Source organism: Pseudomonas sp. 5.2, from assembly GCF_059025405.1.
Genome location: NZ_JBYBHH010000008.1, coordinates 36,218 through 52,258, shown reverse-complemented (window position 1 = coordinate 52,258; position 16,041 = coordinate 36,218). Strand labels below are relative to the sequence as shown.

Here is a 16,041-nt window from a genome sequence, read left to right as displayed (position 1 = left end):
ATAGTCCTGCCCGATCTTTCCTGCAACCACCCCGCTGATCGGAGCAAGGCATGAACAAAAGGATGTTACTGGCCATGACTGTCGCCGCTGTCGGTGCCTTGGTCGGCGCCTACGCATTGACGGGCAGTAGGGTAGCGGCCCAACAGGCCGCGGCGTGGCCGGTCACCAAAGTTGCGCTGGCCACTGCCGAGCCGGTCGACCTGGCGCGGCAACGTTTTGCATCGGGGGAGCTGGAGGCGGTCAATCAGGTGCAGGTCGCGGCCGAGGTGGCAGGGCGCATCACCCACATCGCCTTCGCGTCGGGGCAGGCCGTGCGTGCCGGGCAGTTGCTGGTACAGCTCAACGATGCGCCCGAACAGGCCCAGCGCGTGCAACTGCGGGCGAAGCTGCGCAATGCCCAGGTTGCGGCGCAGCGGGCCAGTAAGTTGCGCGCGCTGAATGCCGTTTCGCAAGAGCTGCTGGATAACGCGAGCACAGCGGTGGATGTGGCCGCGGGTGAGCTGCAGCATGTCGAAGCGCTGATCGCGCAAAAAGCCATACGCGCGCCGTTTGCAGGCAATGTGGGTATCCGCCGTGTTCACCAGGGCCAGTACCTGGGCGCTGGCGAGGCGATTGCCAGCCTGACGGATACACGCCAGTTGCACGTCAATTTTTCCCTCAGCGAACAGGCGGCCCCCGATGTGACTGTCGGGCAGCTACTGGAACTGACCGTCGATGCTGTGCGCGGGCGGGCGTTTCAGGCACGGGTAGTGGCGGTCGACCCGCTGGTCAGCAAGTCACGCCTGGTCCAGGTGCAGGCTGCCCTGCCGAACCTGGATGGGCAGCTGCAGCCGGGCATGTATGCCGGGGTCCGTCTGCCTGCCGCGCAGCCGTCGAGGGTGCTGGCCGTGCCGGAAACGGCGATCACCTACACCGCCTACGGGCAGACGGTGTTCATTGCCAGGCAGGATCAGCAGGGCGTCATCAGCGTCAACCGGGTACCGGTAACGACCGGTGAGCGCTGGCAGGGGCGTGTGGAAGTCACCTCGGGCCTCGCGCCGGGCGACAGGGTGGTGGTTTCCGGCCAGCTGAAATTGAGTGATGGCATGCAGGTCGAGCAGGTCGCAGAAGACAGCCTGCTGGACGTGGCCGGGGGGCAGCAACCGTGAAATTCACCGATACCTTCGTGCGTCGCCCCGTGCTGGCGCTGGTGGTCAGCAGCCTGATCGTGCTGATGGGGCTGTTCGCCCTGGGCAAGTTGCCGGTGCGCCAGTACCCCTTGCTGGAGAGCGCGACGATCACCATCAGTACCGACTACCCCGGCGCCTCCGCCGAACTCATGCAAGGCTTTGTGACCCAGCCGATCAGCCAGGCGGTTTCTTCGGTTGAGGGCGTTGACTTCATGTCGTCATCATCGTTGCAGGGGCGCAGCCTGATTACCCTGCGCATGCTGCTCAACCGAGACTCGACCCAGGCGCTGGCCGAGACCATGGCCAAGGTCAACCAGGTGCGCTACCGCTTGCCCGAGAAAGCCTACGACCCGGTGGTGGAGCTGTCTGCAGGTGACTCCACGGCGGTGGCGTATGTCGGCTTCTCCAGCCAGACCCTGTCCATCCCAGAACTTAGTGACTACCTGTCGCGGGTGGTTGAGCCGCTGCTTTCGGGGATCGACGGCGTGGCCAAGGTGCAGACGTTCGGCGGGCAGAGCCTGGCCATGCGCCTGTGGCTCGACAGCGAGCAGATGGCCGGGCGCGGGGTGACGGCTGCCGACGTCGCACAAGCGGTGCGGGCCAATAATTACCAGGCCACCCCAGGGCAGGTGCGCGGGCAGTTCGTGCTGGCCGATATCCAGGTCGACACCGACCTGACCCGCGTCGAGGACTTCCGTGACCTGATCATCCGCAACGACGGCACCGACCTTGTGCGCCTGCGTGATGTGGGCACTGTCGAACTGAGCGCGGCGGCCACCCGCACCAGTGCCACCCTGGATGGCAAACCCGCTGTGCACTTGGGGTTGTTCCCCACGCCATCGGGTAACCCACTGGTCATCGTCGACGGCATTCGCGAATTGTTGCCGCAGATCCAGCAAACGCTCCCGCCCGGCGTGAAGGTGGCGCTGGCCTATGAGACTGCGCGTTTCATCGAGGCTTCGATCGAAGAAGTGTTGCGCACGCTGGTGGAAGCGATGCTGATCGTCGTGCTGGTGATCTGGCTGTGCCTGGGGTCACTGCGCAGCGTGACGATCGCGGTGGTGGCCATTCCGTTATCGATGCTGGGTGCAGCGGGGTTGATGCTGGCGTTCGGCTTCAGCCTCAACCTGTTGACCTTGCTGGCGATGGTGCTGGCCATCGGCCTGGTGGTGGACGATGCCATCGTGGTGGTGGAGAACGTGCACCGTCACATCGAAGAAGGGCAAACACCGGTGGCGGCGGCGTTGGCCGGCGCACGCGAAATCGCCGGGCCGGTGATCGCCATGACCCTGACCCTGGCCGCCGTGTACGCGCCCATCGGCTTGATGGGTGGGCTGACCGGCACGTTGTTCCGTGAATTTGCCTTGACCTTGGCGGGGGCGGTGATCGTTTCGGGTGTCGTTGCACTGACCTTGTCGCCGGTGATGAGTTCGTTGCTGCTCAAACCCGGCCAGCAGGATGGGGCCATGGCCCATTTCGCCGAAAGGGTGTTCGCTGCGCTCACAGCGGCCTATGCCCAGGCCTTGGCGTTTACCTTGGCGCGGCGCTGGCTCAGTGCTGGTGTGGCCCTGCTGGTTTGCCTGAGCCTGCCTTGGCTGTACCTGTTGCCGCAGCGCGAGCTCGCACCGCCGGAGGATCAGGCGGCCGTGCTGACGGCAATCAAGTCGCCGCAACAGGCGAGCCTGGACTACGTCGAGCGCTTTGCCAGCAAACTCGACCAGGTGATGAAATCGATTCCCGAAACCACCGACACCTGGATCATCAACGGCACCGACGGGACCGCGGCCAGCTTCGCTGGCATCAACCTCAGTGCATGGCAGCAGCGCGAGCGCTCTGCCGCGCAGGTCCAAGCGCAGCTGCAACAGGCGGTCGCGGACATCGAGGGCAGCAGCATTTTCGCCTTCCAGGTGGCGTCGTTGCCAGGTTCCAGTGGTGGCTTGCCGGTACAGATGGTGCTGCGCAGTGCCCAGGATTACCCGGTGCTGTACCAGACCATGGAAGTGCTCAAGCAGCGCGCCCGCGAGAGCGGTTTGTTCAGCGTGGTGGACAGCGACCTGGACTACAACAACCCGGTGGTCAAGGTCAGCATCGACCGCGCCAAGGCCGCCAGCCTGGGGATCAGCATGCAGGACATCGGCGAGTCGCTGGGCGTGCTGGTGGGCGAGCAGTACCTGAACCGCTTTGCCCTGTTCGGCCGCGCCTATGACGTGATCCCGCAAAGCATCCAGGACCAGCGCCTGACCCCGTCGGCCCTGAACCGCCAGTACGTGCGGGCCGAAGATGGCAGCTTGGTGCCGTTGTCCACGGTGGTGCGCCTGGACCTGCAGGTCGCGCCTAACCGCCTTTTGCAATTCGACCAGCAGAACGCAAGCACCCTGCAGGCCATCCCCGCGCCCGGTGTCTCGATGGGCAAGGCAGTGGCATTTCTGCAGCAGCTTGCCGCCGAGCTGCCGCCCGGTTTCAGCCATGATTGGCAATCGGAGTCTCGCCAGTATGTGCAGGAAGGCTTTGCCCTGATGTGGGCCTTTCTTGCTGCCTTGGTGGTGATCTACCTGGTGCTGGCCGCGCAGTATGAAAGCCTGGTGGACCCGCTGATCATCTTGGTGACCGTACCGTTGTCGATCTGCGGCGCGTTGCTGCCGCTGGCGCTGGGCTGGGCTACGTTGAACATCTACACGCAGATTGGCTTGGTCACGCTGATCGGGCTGATCAGCAAGCACGGCATCCTGATGGTGGAGTTCGCCAACGAGATTCAGGTGCGCGACAACCTTGACCGTGCGGCGGCCATTATGCGCGCCGCGCAAATTCGCCTGCGCCCGGTGTTGATGACCACGGCGGCGATGACCTTCGGTGTGATACCGCTGTTATTTGCCAGTGGCGCAGGGGCCAACAGCCGCTTTGGGTTGGGTGTGGTGATCGTCTGCGGCATGTTGATCGGCACGCTGTTCACCTTGTTCGTGCTGCCGGCGATCTACACCTGGCTGGCGCGTGATCACCGGCTGACCACCCTGCGTAAACAGCAACTGGCAGACGCCGAGCGGAGCGTTGGGGTGAGTGTGCCTTGAGTGATCATCCGGCGCCGCATTGCATGGCACCGGCTTCGCCGGTGCTTGCGGGGCAATCCCGCTCTCATCCAACACATAACTAATTGATTTAGTAGAGACCTGTGGGAGCTGGCTTGCCGGCGATCACCGGCAAAGCCGGTGCCCTACACCGCGGCGCCTGCATCGCCGGCAAGCCGGCTCCCACAGGATTGTGGGCTCGCTTGCGATGTTTGTTCTCTGCGTGACAGCCCAGCCCAGAGGAACAGTCGCGCAGATGCCCGCTAAGGCGCGTTCTGGTTTAAGGTGCGCGTAGGCCAAAATGGACTCTCACTGGAAGGACACGACACTGATGGACACTGCTTTTTCACCCGTCGCCGAGCGCCTGCACAATCGCCGATTCGCGGTAGCGAACAATGCACAAGGGCTCTCCGGTGCTGGCACGGTCTTTCATTACGTTGTCGATGGAAGCGCCATAACCAGCCACTATCAGGGCGGCAGGATCCGGATTGGCAATCAGGTAGGCCGTGTTACCGGCCCCGACACGATTGAGCTTCTTTTTCAGTGTTTGACCACCGAAGGTGAAATGCTGGCCGGCTGGTCGCGCGGTACGGTGGGGCTCGATCAAGCCGGTCGCACCACGCTGCACTTCGTTTGGGGCTGGTTGTCGGGGGCGACGGGGGGTGGCGAATCCCGTTACGTCGAGCTCGTCGAGTAGCAGCAGCCCCCCCGCAGCACTCACTTGCCGCTGATCACCCGGGTCCACAGCCGGGTGCTCAAGCGCATGCCTGCCGGTGACAGGGTCTGGATTGGGAACAGCGTATCCAGCACGGCCTGGGGTGGGTACACCGCCGGGTTGTCACGCAGCGCCGCGTCTACATAGGGTAATGACGCCGCATTGCCATTCGGGTACTTCACCGCGTTGCTGATATGCGCCATGACCTGGGGGTCGAGCAGGTAGTTCAGGTAGGCATAGGCCGCGTCCAAGTGTGGCGCAGCTTTGGGAATCACCACCATGTCCACCGCCACCGTCGAGCCTTCACGGGGAATGCTGTAGCCCAGGTGCACGCCGTTGTTCGCCTGTTGCGCGCTGTTCATCGCTTGCAGCACATCGCCGCTGAAACCGATCGCAACGCAGATGTTGCCGTTGGCCAGGTCGCTGACGTACTTGGATTGGTGGAAGTAGCTGATGGAAGGGCGGATCGCCATCAGCGCCGCCTCGGCTTTTTTCAGGTCTTCAGGGCGCTGGCTGTGGGGGTCGAGCCCCAGCACCTTGAGGGTGATCGGCAACACCTGCGTCGGGTTGTCGAGGAACGCCACGCCACAGGCGCTCAGCTTACGGATGTTGTCCGGGTTGAACAGCATCTGCCAGGACTGAGTGACATCGGCAGTGCCGAAGATGGCCTTGATCTTGTCGACGTTGTAGCCGATACCCGTGGTCACCCACATGTAGGGGATGGCATGGCGGTTGCCGGGGTCGCTGGTTTCCAGCAACTGCATCAGCTTGGGGTCAAGGTTGTGCCAGTTGGGCAGCTTGCTGCGATCGAGTTCCTGGATGGCACCGGCCTTGATCAGCCTGGGCAGAAAATGGTTGGACGGGCTGACCAGGTCATAGCCGCTGCCGCCGGTCATCAGCTTGGCCTCGGTCGTCTCGTTGCTGTCGATAAGGTCGTAGGTGGGCTGGATGCCTGTGCGGCGGGCGAACTCTGCCAAGGTGTCATCGGCAATGTAGCCGCTCCAGTTGGCGATGTTCACCGATTCGGCGGCCTGTGCCGTCAGGCTGAACAGCGCCGCGGACAGCACGGCCATGCAGGTACGTTTCATCATCTTGCCCTCTGTTGTTGTAAGTGTGCGCAAGTGCTCATGGCGGTCAACGTTCTAGCCGCGCGCGGCGTACTTCCCAGGCCATGCGCAGGGACGCGCCGATATCGAAGAACGGGCGTGGCGGCAGGTAACCGGGTTGGGCCTGGCCCAGCACGTCGCTGAGCAGCGTTGACGACGATGCGCTGGCCATGTCGACCAGCAGCCTGCCCCACAAGGTGCCGCGGGCGACCCCCGAGCCGTTGCAGCCGGCCACGGCATGCAGCCCTTCGTCGATCCGCGCGAAGCACGGCTCGCCAGAACGGGTGCCGCTCAGGTGGCCGGTCCAGGTGAATTCGAGGTCCTTGGCGGACAGCCCGGGGAAGCGCTTTTCCAGGCCTTGCAGATGCTGCTGTCGGCGGGCCTGCAACTGCGCGCCATTGAGGTCGCGCTGGCGGTATTCCACCGTGTTGCGAATCAGCAGCCGTCGGCCTGGCAGCAGGCGCAGGGTAGCGCCGCCCGGCAAGGTCGACAGCACGCCCCAGGTGTGGTCGCCGAACTGGCTTTGCCAACGCGCCTCGGTCAGTGGGCGGGTGATGCTGGCGCTCAGTTCCAGCGGGAAGGTGCCGCTGTGGTGCACGCCTACTCTGGGCAAGAATGCGCCGACGCAGGCCAGCACCTGAGGCGCATTGATCACGCCGGTTTCGGTTTTGGCTTGCCAGCCACGCCCGGCACGGCGCAGGCTCAGTACCGCACTGTGCTCGTACACCTCCACCGCCCTGGGCAGGCTGTCTGCAAGGCCCCGTACATACTTCGCCGGTTGCAGCAAGGCGTTGCCCCCAGCGCAATGGATGGCGCGGGTATAGAAGCCGCTGCCAAGGCGCTGCTGCAGCGCTTGGCCTTCCAGGTAGCGTGCATGGGCGCCTACGGCCTCGAGTGTGTGCATCACGGCCTCGGCCTGCTGCAGGTGCGCGGGCTGATGCACGGCGAAGTGATAGCCACCGTCGTCGTACTCGCAGGCGATGCCCAGCTCGCCAATGCGCTGGCGCACTTCCCGAGCAGCGGCCACGCCAATGCGCGACGCCACTTCAAAACCTGCAAACCCAGGGTTGCCGAGCAGTTCGTTGGGTGAGGGCAGTTCATGGCTGACGGTAAAGCCCGAGTTGCGTGCCGAAGCCCCCTGGGCTACCCGCTGCCGGTCAAGCAGGACGATACGCTGCCCTGGGAAGCGTGCCGCCAGTGTGTGAGCAGCCGAGAGGCCGGTGATGCCACCGCCGATGATCAGCCAGTCGCAGGTGTGCTGGCCTTCGAGGCGCGGGTGCGGGGCAGACTCGCCCGCCAGCGCGATCCATCCACAGCGGTTGTCGATTGCCATCAGCTTCTCCACAATCAATGCGCACGGGTTATCGATTTTCGTTGTCAGTGCGCGTTCAAGGCTTAATTTACGAGGGCTGTGGCCGTGTTTCTAACGCTAATATTTCATTCAGCTATTCTTGAAACGCATGGATAAAATCTTTCGTGTGCCCTCGCTTCATGCCCTTCAGGCGCTCATTCACGTGGCGGACAGCAGCAGCTTTACCGAGGCTGCCCGGCAGTTGCACCTGACCCAGAGCGCGATCAGCCGCCAGGTTCAGCAGTTGGAGGAGCATTACGGGGTGGCGCTGTTCGACCGCACCAGCCGCAAGGTGGCGCTGACGGAGCACGGCCGTGATGTCTATGCGGTGGCGTGCGAAACGCTGAACGATCTGCGCGCCCTGGCGCAGCGGCTTTCGCCAGCGCCCGTGGACCGGCCGTTTCGCATTCGCATCTTCGTGTCACTGGCGGTGCGCTGGTTGCTGCCGAGGTTGAGCAGCTTTTATGCGCTGAACCCGGCGTTGTGCCTGTCCATCGAAACGGTTAGCGGGGAGGTGGTGGAAACCAGCGGCGATTGCGATGCCTATGTACTGTATTTGCGCGATGGCCTTGATGATCGGCCGCTGACGGTGTTGTTCGATGAGTACCTGGTCCCGGTCTGCGCGCCGCGCCTGAGCGACGGACAGTTACCGCCACGCTCGCTGGAAACGCTGGGTGATCATGCCTTGATCCATGGCTCGACCGCGCGCCACGAGTGGAACCTGTGGTTGCAAGCGCATCAGGATCGCCCCGAGCGCAGTTACAAACACCTGATGTTCAACCTTGACGACCTGGCGTTGGATGCCGCTGCCCGCGGCTTGGGCGTGGCCATGACGGACCAGGTGCTGGCGCACGACGCACTGGCCCGGGGGGATTTGATCGTGCCGTTTGGCGAGCCGCTGAAGACTGGCGGCGTGTATGCACTGTGGTTGCGCGATAGCGGGGCGGCGCACCCGGCTTGCACGGCGGTGTTGCAGTGGTTTGAGGCGCAGTTGGAGCGTACACGACGAGCTAATTACGGATTGCAGGATCGTCAGGGGTGAAAGCTTTATGGCTCTGCATGCACCCATAGTCAGGCTATGTAGGTCATTTCCGAAACATACTCCGATTCCCTTTATCCCGTTGCACGCTGCACGTTGGGAATTTAGTCTCGCGCTTTCCGCGTCGTGTCGCACAGCACATACCACGCATCAGGATGGCGATTGTGTGTGTTGATTTGCGTATGATTTTACGCAATATTGTGTGTTGTCGATTCGGGGGAGCCGCTGCATCTCCTCCCGTCTCCCTTACTCTCTGGAGGCAATGCAGCAAACCGATGGGAGCAAGCATGCGATGGCTGGACTAATGACCAGAGCTGAGCAGGCGGTGTCTGCTACGGCAATGGCTAGAACGTTTGGAGCGCGTTTAAAGGAAGTGACGAGCGGGGATGCAACCCACCTCGTTATTTTCAAGGACAATGAGCCGGCTGCTGTGCTGATAGGTGTTGAGGCCTACCAAGCCATGCAGGACGAGCTCGAAGATCTACGCGCCGAACGGCTGGCTGCCGAGCGCCTACTCAGCCTGAAAGAGGAAAATAGCGTGAGCCTTGAAGACATGGAGGCTCGCTTCAGGTAGGAACGCGATGATCTGGACTGTCAGGTTTCACCCTGAAGTAGAAAATGACCTTCTGCAGCTTGGGCGCGCGGAGGCACAAAGAGTCCTCAGAGTGGTGCGTGAGCGTATCGCAGGAGGCGAGCCTGACAAGCTAGGCAAGCCCCTTAGGGGCGTGCTGGCGGGTTGCCGCAGAATTCGCACAGGCGATGTGCGCATTGTCTATCGAATTAACGGCACCGAGATCGTTTTGGTTCTCTGCATAGGTGCCAGGCGCGACGATGAAGTGTACGAAGCTGCCTACAAACGTGTGTAAACCCTAAGTCCCGCTTCGGCGGGGTTTAGGGTTTCCTGCTTGGGAAATGACAGCCCTCAAACCTCGCAGACAAACGTCCCCGTCCCCTCAAGAATGTTCTGCAGCGTCTCCTTCACCTCGTCCATGTCGCTCAGTTCGCTGGTCAGGATGATCTCCAGCACTTCATCCCCCCTCAGCGCATCGCGGTCCCCGGCCGCCACTTCGATCAGCAGGCGCTGGGCGCTCAGGGTCACTTTCAGCCCGTCCAGCGTCGACGGCTCGTCATCCAGGGTCAGGTCGACCGTGTCTTCATCCGGATAGCGGGTAAGCAGGAACATCTGACCCTTGTCGCTGTGGCAGCAGAGGGTCGCCATGTTGTCTTCCTCGTCATCGCAAGGGGTGGCGAAGAGCAGGGCGGTGTTGATTTGCATGGACAGGCTCGGGTCAAAGGAAACGGAAGGGAATTCTGACAGTCTTGCACGTATCCATAAACGTAAAGTTACCCCCCCTTGACCGAAATTGTCGCAGCGCTGCAAGCGTTGGTGACTACTCAGTCGTTAAGCTTCGGCGAGCCCTGGGCGTGCTGTGCACGTCCAACGCCTGGTTATAACCGTCCGCCATGCCACGGGTTGGCTATCGTTGATCCGTACACGGCGCACGCGAGCGACGCTTCAATTATTACAAAGCCCAAGCGGAGTACCACAGATGGCGTTTTTCACCGCAGCCAGCAAGGCCGACTTCCAGCATCAACTGCAAGCGGCTCTGGCGCAGCACATCAGCGAACAGGCACTGCCACAAGTGGCGCTGTTCGCCGAACAGTTCTTCGGCATCATCTCTATGGACGAACTCACCCAGCGCAGGCTTTCCGACCTGGCTGGCTGTACCCTTTCTGCCTGGCGCATCATCGAGCGCTTCGACGCCGAACAACCTCAAGTGCGGGTGTACAACCCTGATTACGAACGCAACGGCTGGCAGTCGACCCACACCGTGGTCGAGGTGCTGCACCACGACCTGCCCTTCCTGGTCGACTCGGTGCGCACCGAGCTCAACCGCCGGGGCTACAGCATCCACACCCTGCAAACCACGGTACTGAGCGTACGCCGCAGTGCCAAAGGTGAGCTGCTGGAGCTGCTGCCCAAGGGTACCCACGGCGAAGGCGTGCGCCATGAGTCGCTGATGTACCTGGAGATCGACCGCTGCGCCAACGCCGCCGAACTGACGGTGCTGGCCCGTGAAATCGAACAAGTGCTGGCCGAAGTGCGGGTGGCGGTCGCCGATTTCGAACCGATGAAGGCCAAGCTGCGCGAAGTCGTGGCGCTGGTGGAACAGACCGCGTTCGGCCCGGCGCAGCATGACAAAGGCGAGGTGAAGGCGTTTCTCGAGTGGCTGCTGGACAACCATTTCACCTTCCTCGGCTACGAAGAATTCACCGTCCAGGGCGGCAGCGATGGCGGCCAGATGGTCTACGACGAACAGTCGTTCCTCGGCCTGCCACGGCGCCTGCGCGTGGGGCTGACGCCTGAAGAGCTGCGTATCGAAGACTACGCCGTGGCCTACCTCAACGAGCCGCTGCTGCTGTCCTTCGCCAAGGCCGCGCTGCCCAGCCGCGTGCACCGCCCGGCCTACCCGGATTACGTGTCGATCCGCCAGCTGGACGCGGATGGCAAGGTGGTCAAGGAACACCGCTTCATGGGCTTGTACACCTCCTCGGTGTATGGCGAGAGCGTGCATGCCATCCCGTACATTCGGGTCAAGGTGGCCGAAGTCGAGCGCCGTTCGGGCTTCGACCCCAAGGCCCACTTGGGCAAGGAACTGGCCCAGGTGCTCGAAGTGCTGCCGCGCGACGACCTGTTCCAGACCCCGATCGACGAGCTGTTCAGCACGGTCATGGCCATCGTGCAGATCCAGGAGCGCAACAAGATTCGCGTGTTCCTGCGCAAAGACCCTTACGGCCGCTTCTGCTACTGCTTGGCCTACGTGCCGCGCGAGGTCTACTCCACCGAAGTGCGGCAGAAGATCCAGCAGGTGCTGATGGAGCGCCTCAAAGCCAGCGACTGCGAGTTCTGGACCTTCTTCTCCGAATCGGTGCTGGCGCGCGTGCAGCTGATTTTGCGGGTCGACCCGAAGAACCGCATCGACATCGACCCGCAGCAGCTGGAAAACGAAGTGATCCAGGCTTGCCGCTCGTGGCAGGACGATTACTCGACCCTGGTGGTAGAGAACTTCGGCGAAGCCCAAGGCACTAACATCCTGGCCGACTTCCCCAAAGGCTTCCCGGCGGGCTACCGCGAGCGCTTTGCGGCGCACTCGGCCGTGGTCGACCTGCAGCATGTGCTGGGGCTGTCTGAAAGCAAGCCGCTGGCCATGAGCTTCTACCAGCCGCTGACCCAGGTCGGCGAGCGTACCCTGCATTGCAAGCTGTACCACGCCGACACCCCGCTGGCGCTGTCCGATGTCTTGCCGATTCTGGAAAACCTCGGTTTGCGCGTGCTTGGCGAGTTCCCGTATCGCCTGCGCCACGCCAATGGCCGTGAGTACTGGATCCATGACTTCGCCTTCACCTACAGCGAAGGCCTGAGCCTGGATATCCAGCAGCTCAACGACACCCTGCAGGACGCCTTCATCCACATCGTCCGCGGCGATGCCGAGAACGACGCCTTCAACCGCCTGGTGCTGACCGCCGGCCTGCCGTGGCGCGATGTGGCGCTGCTGCGTGCGTATGCCCGTTACCTCAAGCAGATCCGCCTGGGCTTCGACCTGGGCTACATCGCCAGCACCTTGAACAACCACACCGGTATCGCTCGCGAACTGACCCGGTTGTTCAAGACCCGCTTCTACCTGGCGCGCAAACTGACTCAAGACGACCTGGACGACAAGCAGCAGCGTCTGGAGCAGGCGATCTTGACGGCGCTGGACGATGTTCAGGTGCTCAACGAAGACCGCATCCTGCGTCGCTACCTGGACCTGATCAAGGCCACCCTGCGCACCAACTTCTACCAGCCCGATGCCAACGGCCAGAACAAGTCGTACTTCAGCTTCAAGTTCAACCCCAAGCTGATCCCCGAGCTGCCAAAGCCGGTACCCAAGTTCGAGATCTTCGTTTATTCGCCACGGGTCGAAGGCGTGCACCTGCGCTTTGGCAACGTCGCCCGTGGCGGCCTGCGCTGGTCGGACCGCGAGGAAGACTTCCGCACCGAGGTGCTCGGCCTGGTCAAGGCCCAGCAGGTGAAGAACTCGGTCATCGTGCCAGTCGGCGCCAAAGGCGGCTTCCTGCCGCGCCGCCTGCCCCTGGGTGGCAGCCGTGACGAGATCGCTGCCGAAGGCATTGCCTGCTACCGCATCTTCATTTCTGGCCTGCTCGACATCACCGACAACCTCAAGGACGGGGGCGTGGTGCCGCCGGCCAACGTGGTGCGGCACGATGAAGACGATCCGTACCTGGTAGTGGCCGCCGACAAAGGCACCGCGACGTTCTCGGACATCGCCAACGGCATCGCCATCGATTACGGCTTCTGGCTGGGCGACGCCTTTGCCTCGGGCGGCTCGGCCGGTTATGACCACAAGAAGATGGGCATCACCGCCCGTGGCGCCTGGGTGGGTGTACAGCGCCACTTCCGCGAGCGCGGCATCAACGTGCAGGAAGACCCGATTACCGTGATCGGGGTCGGCGACATGGCCGGCGACGTGTTCGGCAATGGCTTGCTGATGTCAGACAAACTCAAGCTGGTGGCGGCGTTCAACCACCTGCACATCTTCATCGACCCGAACCCGGAGCCGGCCAACAGCTTCGCCGAGCGCAAGCGCCTGTTCGACCTGCCGCGTTCGGCCTGGAGCGACTACGACACCAGCATCATGTCCGAAGGCGGCGGGATCTTCCCGCGCAGTGCCAAGAGCATTGCCATCAGCCCGCAGATGAAAGAACGCTTTGCCATCGAAGCCGACCGCCTGACCCCGACCGAGCTGCTCAATGCACTGCTCAAGGCGCCAGTCGACCTGCTGTGGAACGGCGGCATCGGCACTTATGTCAAGGCCAGCAGCGAGAGCCACGCCGATGTCGGCGACAAGGCAAACGACGCCCTGCGCGTCAACGGCAACGAGCTGCGCTGCAAGGTGGTGGGCGAGGGCGGCAACTTGGGCATGACCCAGCTTGGCCGGGTCGAGTTCGGCCTCAATGGCGGCGCGACCAACACCGACTTCATCGACAACGCCGGCGGCGTGGACTGCTCGGACCACGAGGTCAATATCAAGATCCTGCTCAATGAAGTGGTGCAGGGTGGCGACATGACCGAGAAGCAGCGCAACCAGCTGCTCGGCAGCATGACCGAAGAAGTCGGCGCGCTGGTGCTAGGCAACAACTACAAGCAGACCCAGGCGTTGTCCCTGGCGGCCCGACGCGCCCGCGAGCGGATTGCCGAATACAAGCGCCTGATGGCGGACCTGGAAGGGCGTGGCAAGCTCGACCGTGCCATCGAGTTCCTGCCGTCCGAAGAGCAACTGGCCGAGCGCCTGGCGGCTGGCCAGGGCCTGACCCGTGCCGAGCTGTCGGTGTTGATCTCGTACAGCAAGATCGACCTCAAGGAGCAACTGCTGAAGTCGCTGGTGCCGGACGACGATTACCTGACCCGCGACATGGAGACCGCGTTCCCGCCGTCACTGGTCAGCAAGTTTGCCGAGTCCATGCGCCGTCATCGCCTGAAACGCGAGATCGTCAGCACCCAGATCGCCAACGACCTGGTCAACAACATGGGCATCACCTTCGTCCAGCGCCTGAAGGAATCGACCGGCATGAGCCCGGCCAACGTGGCGGGCGCCTACGTAATCGTGCGCGACATCTTCCACCTGCCGCACTGGTTCCGTCAGATCGAAGCGCTGGACTATCAGGTGTCGGCCGAAATCCAACTGACCCTGATGGACGAGTTGATGCGCCTGGGCCGCCGTGCCACGCGCTGGTTCCTGCGCAGCCGCCGCAACGAGCAGGATGCCGGGCGTGATACCGCGCATTTCGGGCCGAAGATCGCGCAACTGGGGCTCAAGCTCGACGAACTGCTGGAAGGCCCGACCCGCGAGCGCTGGATGGTGCGCTACCAGGGCTTCGTCGACGCCGGTGTGCCAGAGCTGCTGGCGCGCATGGTGGCCGGTACCAGCCACCTGTACACCTTGTTGCCGATCATCGAGGCGGCGGATGTGACCGGCCATGACCCGGCGCAGGTGGCCAAGGCGTTCTTCGCCGTGGGCAGCTCGCTGGACCTGACCTGGTACCTGCAGGAGATCAGCAACCTGCCGGTGGAAAACAACTGGCAGGCCCTGGCCCGCGAGGCGTTCCGCGACGATATCGACCTGCAGCAGCGGGCGATCACCATTTCTGTGCTGCAAATGGTCGATGCACCGCAGGACATGGATGCCCGTGTGGCGCTGTGGGCCGAGCAGCACCGGGTGATGGTCGAGCGCTGGCGCGCGATGCTGGATGACCTGCGCAATGCCACCGGGACTGACTATGCGATGTACGCGGTGGCCAACCGCGAGCTGGTCGACCTGGCCATGAGCGGGCAGGCGGTGGTGGTGCCGTCCTGATCGGTGGTCTGAAATGAAAAAGCCCCGGCAGCGATGCCGGGGCTTTTTTTAGGGGGCTGTCCCGGCCTCTTCGCGGGGCAAGCCCGCTCCCACAGGTTGCCCACTGCCCTCAGGTTTAGTGGGCAACCTGGACTGCCCTCAGCTTCAGTGGGCAACCTGTGGGAGCGGGCTTGCCCCGCGAAGAGGCCGCTGCAGGCTTACTTGAACCGCCGCTCCACGCCTTTCTCCACCAGAATCTTTGCCGAAATCTCTTCCACCGAAAAATGCGTGGAATTGATATTGGGAATGTTCTCCCGCCGGAACAGGCTCTCTACCTCGCGCACCTCGAACTCGCACTGGGCAAAGCTGGAATAGCGGCTGTTGGGCTTGCGCTCGTGGCGGATGGCCGTCAGGCGGTCCGGGTCGATGGTCAGGCCAAACAGCTTGCTGTGGTGCTTTTTCAGCACCGCCGGCAGTTGCAGGCGCTCCATGTCATCTTCGGTCAGCGGGTAGTTGGCCGCACGAATACCGAATTGCATGGCCATGTACAGGCAGGTTGGCGTCTTGCCGCAGCGTGAGACGCCGACCAGAATCAGGTCGGCCTTGTCGTAGTAGTGCGTGCGCGCGCCATCATCGTTGTCCAGGGCGAAGTTGACCGCCTCGATACGCTCCATGTAGTTGGAGTTGCCCCCAATCGAGTGGGATTTGCCCACGGAATACGACGAATGGGCGGTCAATTCTTGCTCGAGCGGGGATAAAAACGACGAAAAGATGTCGATCATGAAGCCATTCGAGGTCGCCAGGATCTCGCGGATGTCCTGATTGACGATGGTGTCGAAGATGATCGGGCGCACACCATCGCGCTCGGCGGCAGCGTTGATTTGCTGCACCATGGTGCGCGCTTTGTCTGGCGTATCGATGTAGGGACGGGTGAATTTGTTGAACGGAATGCTTTCGAATTGAGCGAGCAAGCTTTGCCCCAGGGTCTCGGCGGTGATGCCGGTGCCGTCGGAGATGAAGAACGCGGTTCTTTTCATTTGCACCCTGGGCCTTAAGCTGATGACGTTTCTTGGATATGATAAGTTCGGTTTGCCGAATGCGGCTGTCGGCATTCTCACTTATTTTCCAGGTACAGGCCACAAACGCCCGGCCAAGTCAAAGCAGACAGGCGGGCGCCTTTGAGCTTTTCCAACACAGTTAGTGG

Annotated in this window: 11 protein-coding genes; 7 read left to right on the top strand and 4 right to left on the bottom strand. The window is 62.6% G+C overall.

What is annotated here, in order from left to right; all coding sequences use genetic code 11:
- Positions 1–50 precede the first annotated feature (50 nt).
- The 3 genes from AC5PZ0_RS14110 (at position 51) to AC5PZ0_RS14100 (ending at position 4,928) form a co-directional block, all read left to right on the top strand.
- A complete protein-coding gene (locus tag AC5PZ0_RS14110; protein ID WP_493855218.1) occupies positions 51–1,148 on the top strand; it encodes an efflux RND transporter periplasmic adaptor subunit in 1,098 nt (365 codons plus the stop codon).
- The gene (locus AC5PZ0_RS14105) at positions 1,145–4,234 is read left to right on the top strand and encodes a MexW/MexI family multidrug efflux RND transporter permease subunit (protein WP_493855217.1); all 3,090 of its coding nucleotides are present in this window, start codon (positions 1,145–1,147) and stop codon (positions 4,232–4,234) included. The genes AC5PZ0_RS14110 and AC5PZ0_RS14105 overlap by 4 nt, the downstream gene beginning before the upstream one ends.
- Before the next feature lie 328 nt (positions 4,235–4,562).
- Positions 4,563–4,928 (top strand): avidin-fold protein, encoded by a 366-nt coding sequence (locus AC5PZ0_RS14100; RefSeq protein WP_027596684.1) that lies wholly within the window; start codon positions 4,563–4,565, stop codon positions 4,926–4,928.
- Between the two features lie 20 nt (positions 4,929–4,948).
- Here the strand turns inward: AC5PZ0_RS14100 and AC5PZ0_RS14095 are convergent, their stop codons facing one another.
- Positions 4,949–6,037, bottom strand: coding sequence for a polyamine ABC transporter substrate-binding protein (locus AC5PZ0_RS14095; protein ID WP_099430069.1), 1,089 nt, complete (start codon positions 6,035–6,037; stop codon positions 4,949–4,951).
- Positions 6,038–6,080: 43 nt separating this feature from the next.
- Positions 6,081–7,379 (bottom strand): NAD(P)/FAD-dependent oxidoreductase, encoded by a 1,299-nt coding sequence (locus tag AC5PZ0_RS14090; RefSeq protein ID WP_493855272.1) that lies wholly within the window; start codon positions 7,377–7,379, stop codon positions 6,081–6,083.
- A 133-nt stretch (positions 7,380–7,512) separates the two neighbouring features.
- Here AC5PZ0_RS14090 and AC5PZ0_RS14085 point away from each other — a divergent pair, with 133 nt between their 5' ends.
- The 3 genes from AC5PZ0_RS14085 (at position 7,513) to AC5PZ0_RS14075 (ending at position 9,308) form a co-directional block, all read left to right on the top strand.
- Entirely contained in the window at positions 7,513–8,445 is a 933-nt protein-coding gene (locus tag AC5PZ0_RS14085; RefSeq protein WP_274887414.1) for a LysR substrate-binding domain-containing protein, read from the top strand.
- Positions 8,446–8,782: 337 nt separating this feature from the next.
- The gene (locus AC5PZ0_RS14080) at positions 8,783–9,016 is read left to right on the top strand and encodes a type II toxin-antitoxin system Phd/YefM family antitoxin (protein WP_027596682.1); all 234 of its coding nucleotides are present in this window, start codon (positions 8,783–8,785) and stop codon (positions 9,014–9,016) included.
- A gap of 7 nt (positions 9,017–9,023) precedes the next feature.
- Positions 9,024–9,308, top strand: a complete 285-nt coding sequence (locus AC5PZ0_RS14075) for a type II toxin-antitoxin system RelE family toxin (protein ID WP_265969988.1) — start codon at positions 9,024–9,026, stop codon at positions 9,306–9,308.
- Positions 9,309–9,364: 56 nt separating this feature from the next.
- Here AC5PZ0_RS14075 and AC5PZ0_RS14070 read toward each other — a convergent pair whose 3' ends face one another.
- The gene (locus tag AC5PZ0_RS14070; RefSeq protein WP_493855216.1) at positions 9,365–9,718 is read right to left on the bottom strand and encodes a hypothetical protein; all 354 of its coding nucleotides are present in this window, start codon (positions 9,716–9,718) and stop codon (positions 9,365–9,367) included.
- A gap of 274 nt (positions 9,719–9,992) precedes the next feature.
- On the opposite strand from AC5PZ0_RS14070, the gene AC5PZ0_RS14065 reads away from it, so the two are divergent.
- Entirely contained in the window at positions 9,993–14,858 is a 4,866-nt protein-coding gene (locus AC5PZ0_RS14065) for an NAD-glutamate dehydrogenase (RefSeq protein ID WP_493855215.1), read from the top strand.
- 197 nt (positions 14,859–15,055) lie between these two features.
- Here the strand turns inward: AC5PZ0_RS14065 and ppsR are convergent, their stop codons facing one another.
- Positions 15,056–15,874 (bottom strand): posphoenolpyruvate synthetase regulatory kinase/phosphorylase PpsR, encoded by an 819-nt coding sequence (gene ppsR, locus AC5PZ0_RS14060; protein WP_027596678.1) that lies wholly within the window; start codon positions 15,872–15,874, stop codon positions 15,056–15,058.
- Positions 15,875–16,041 lie beyond the last annotated feature (167 nt).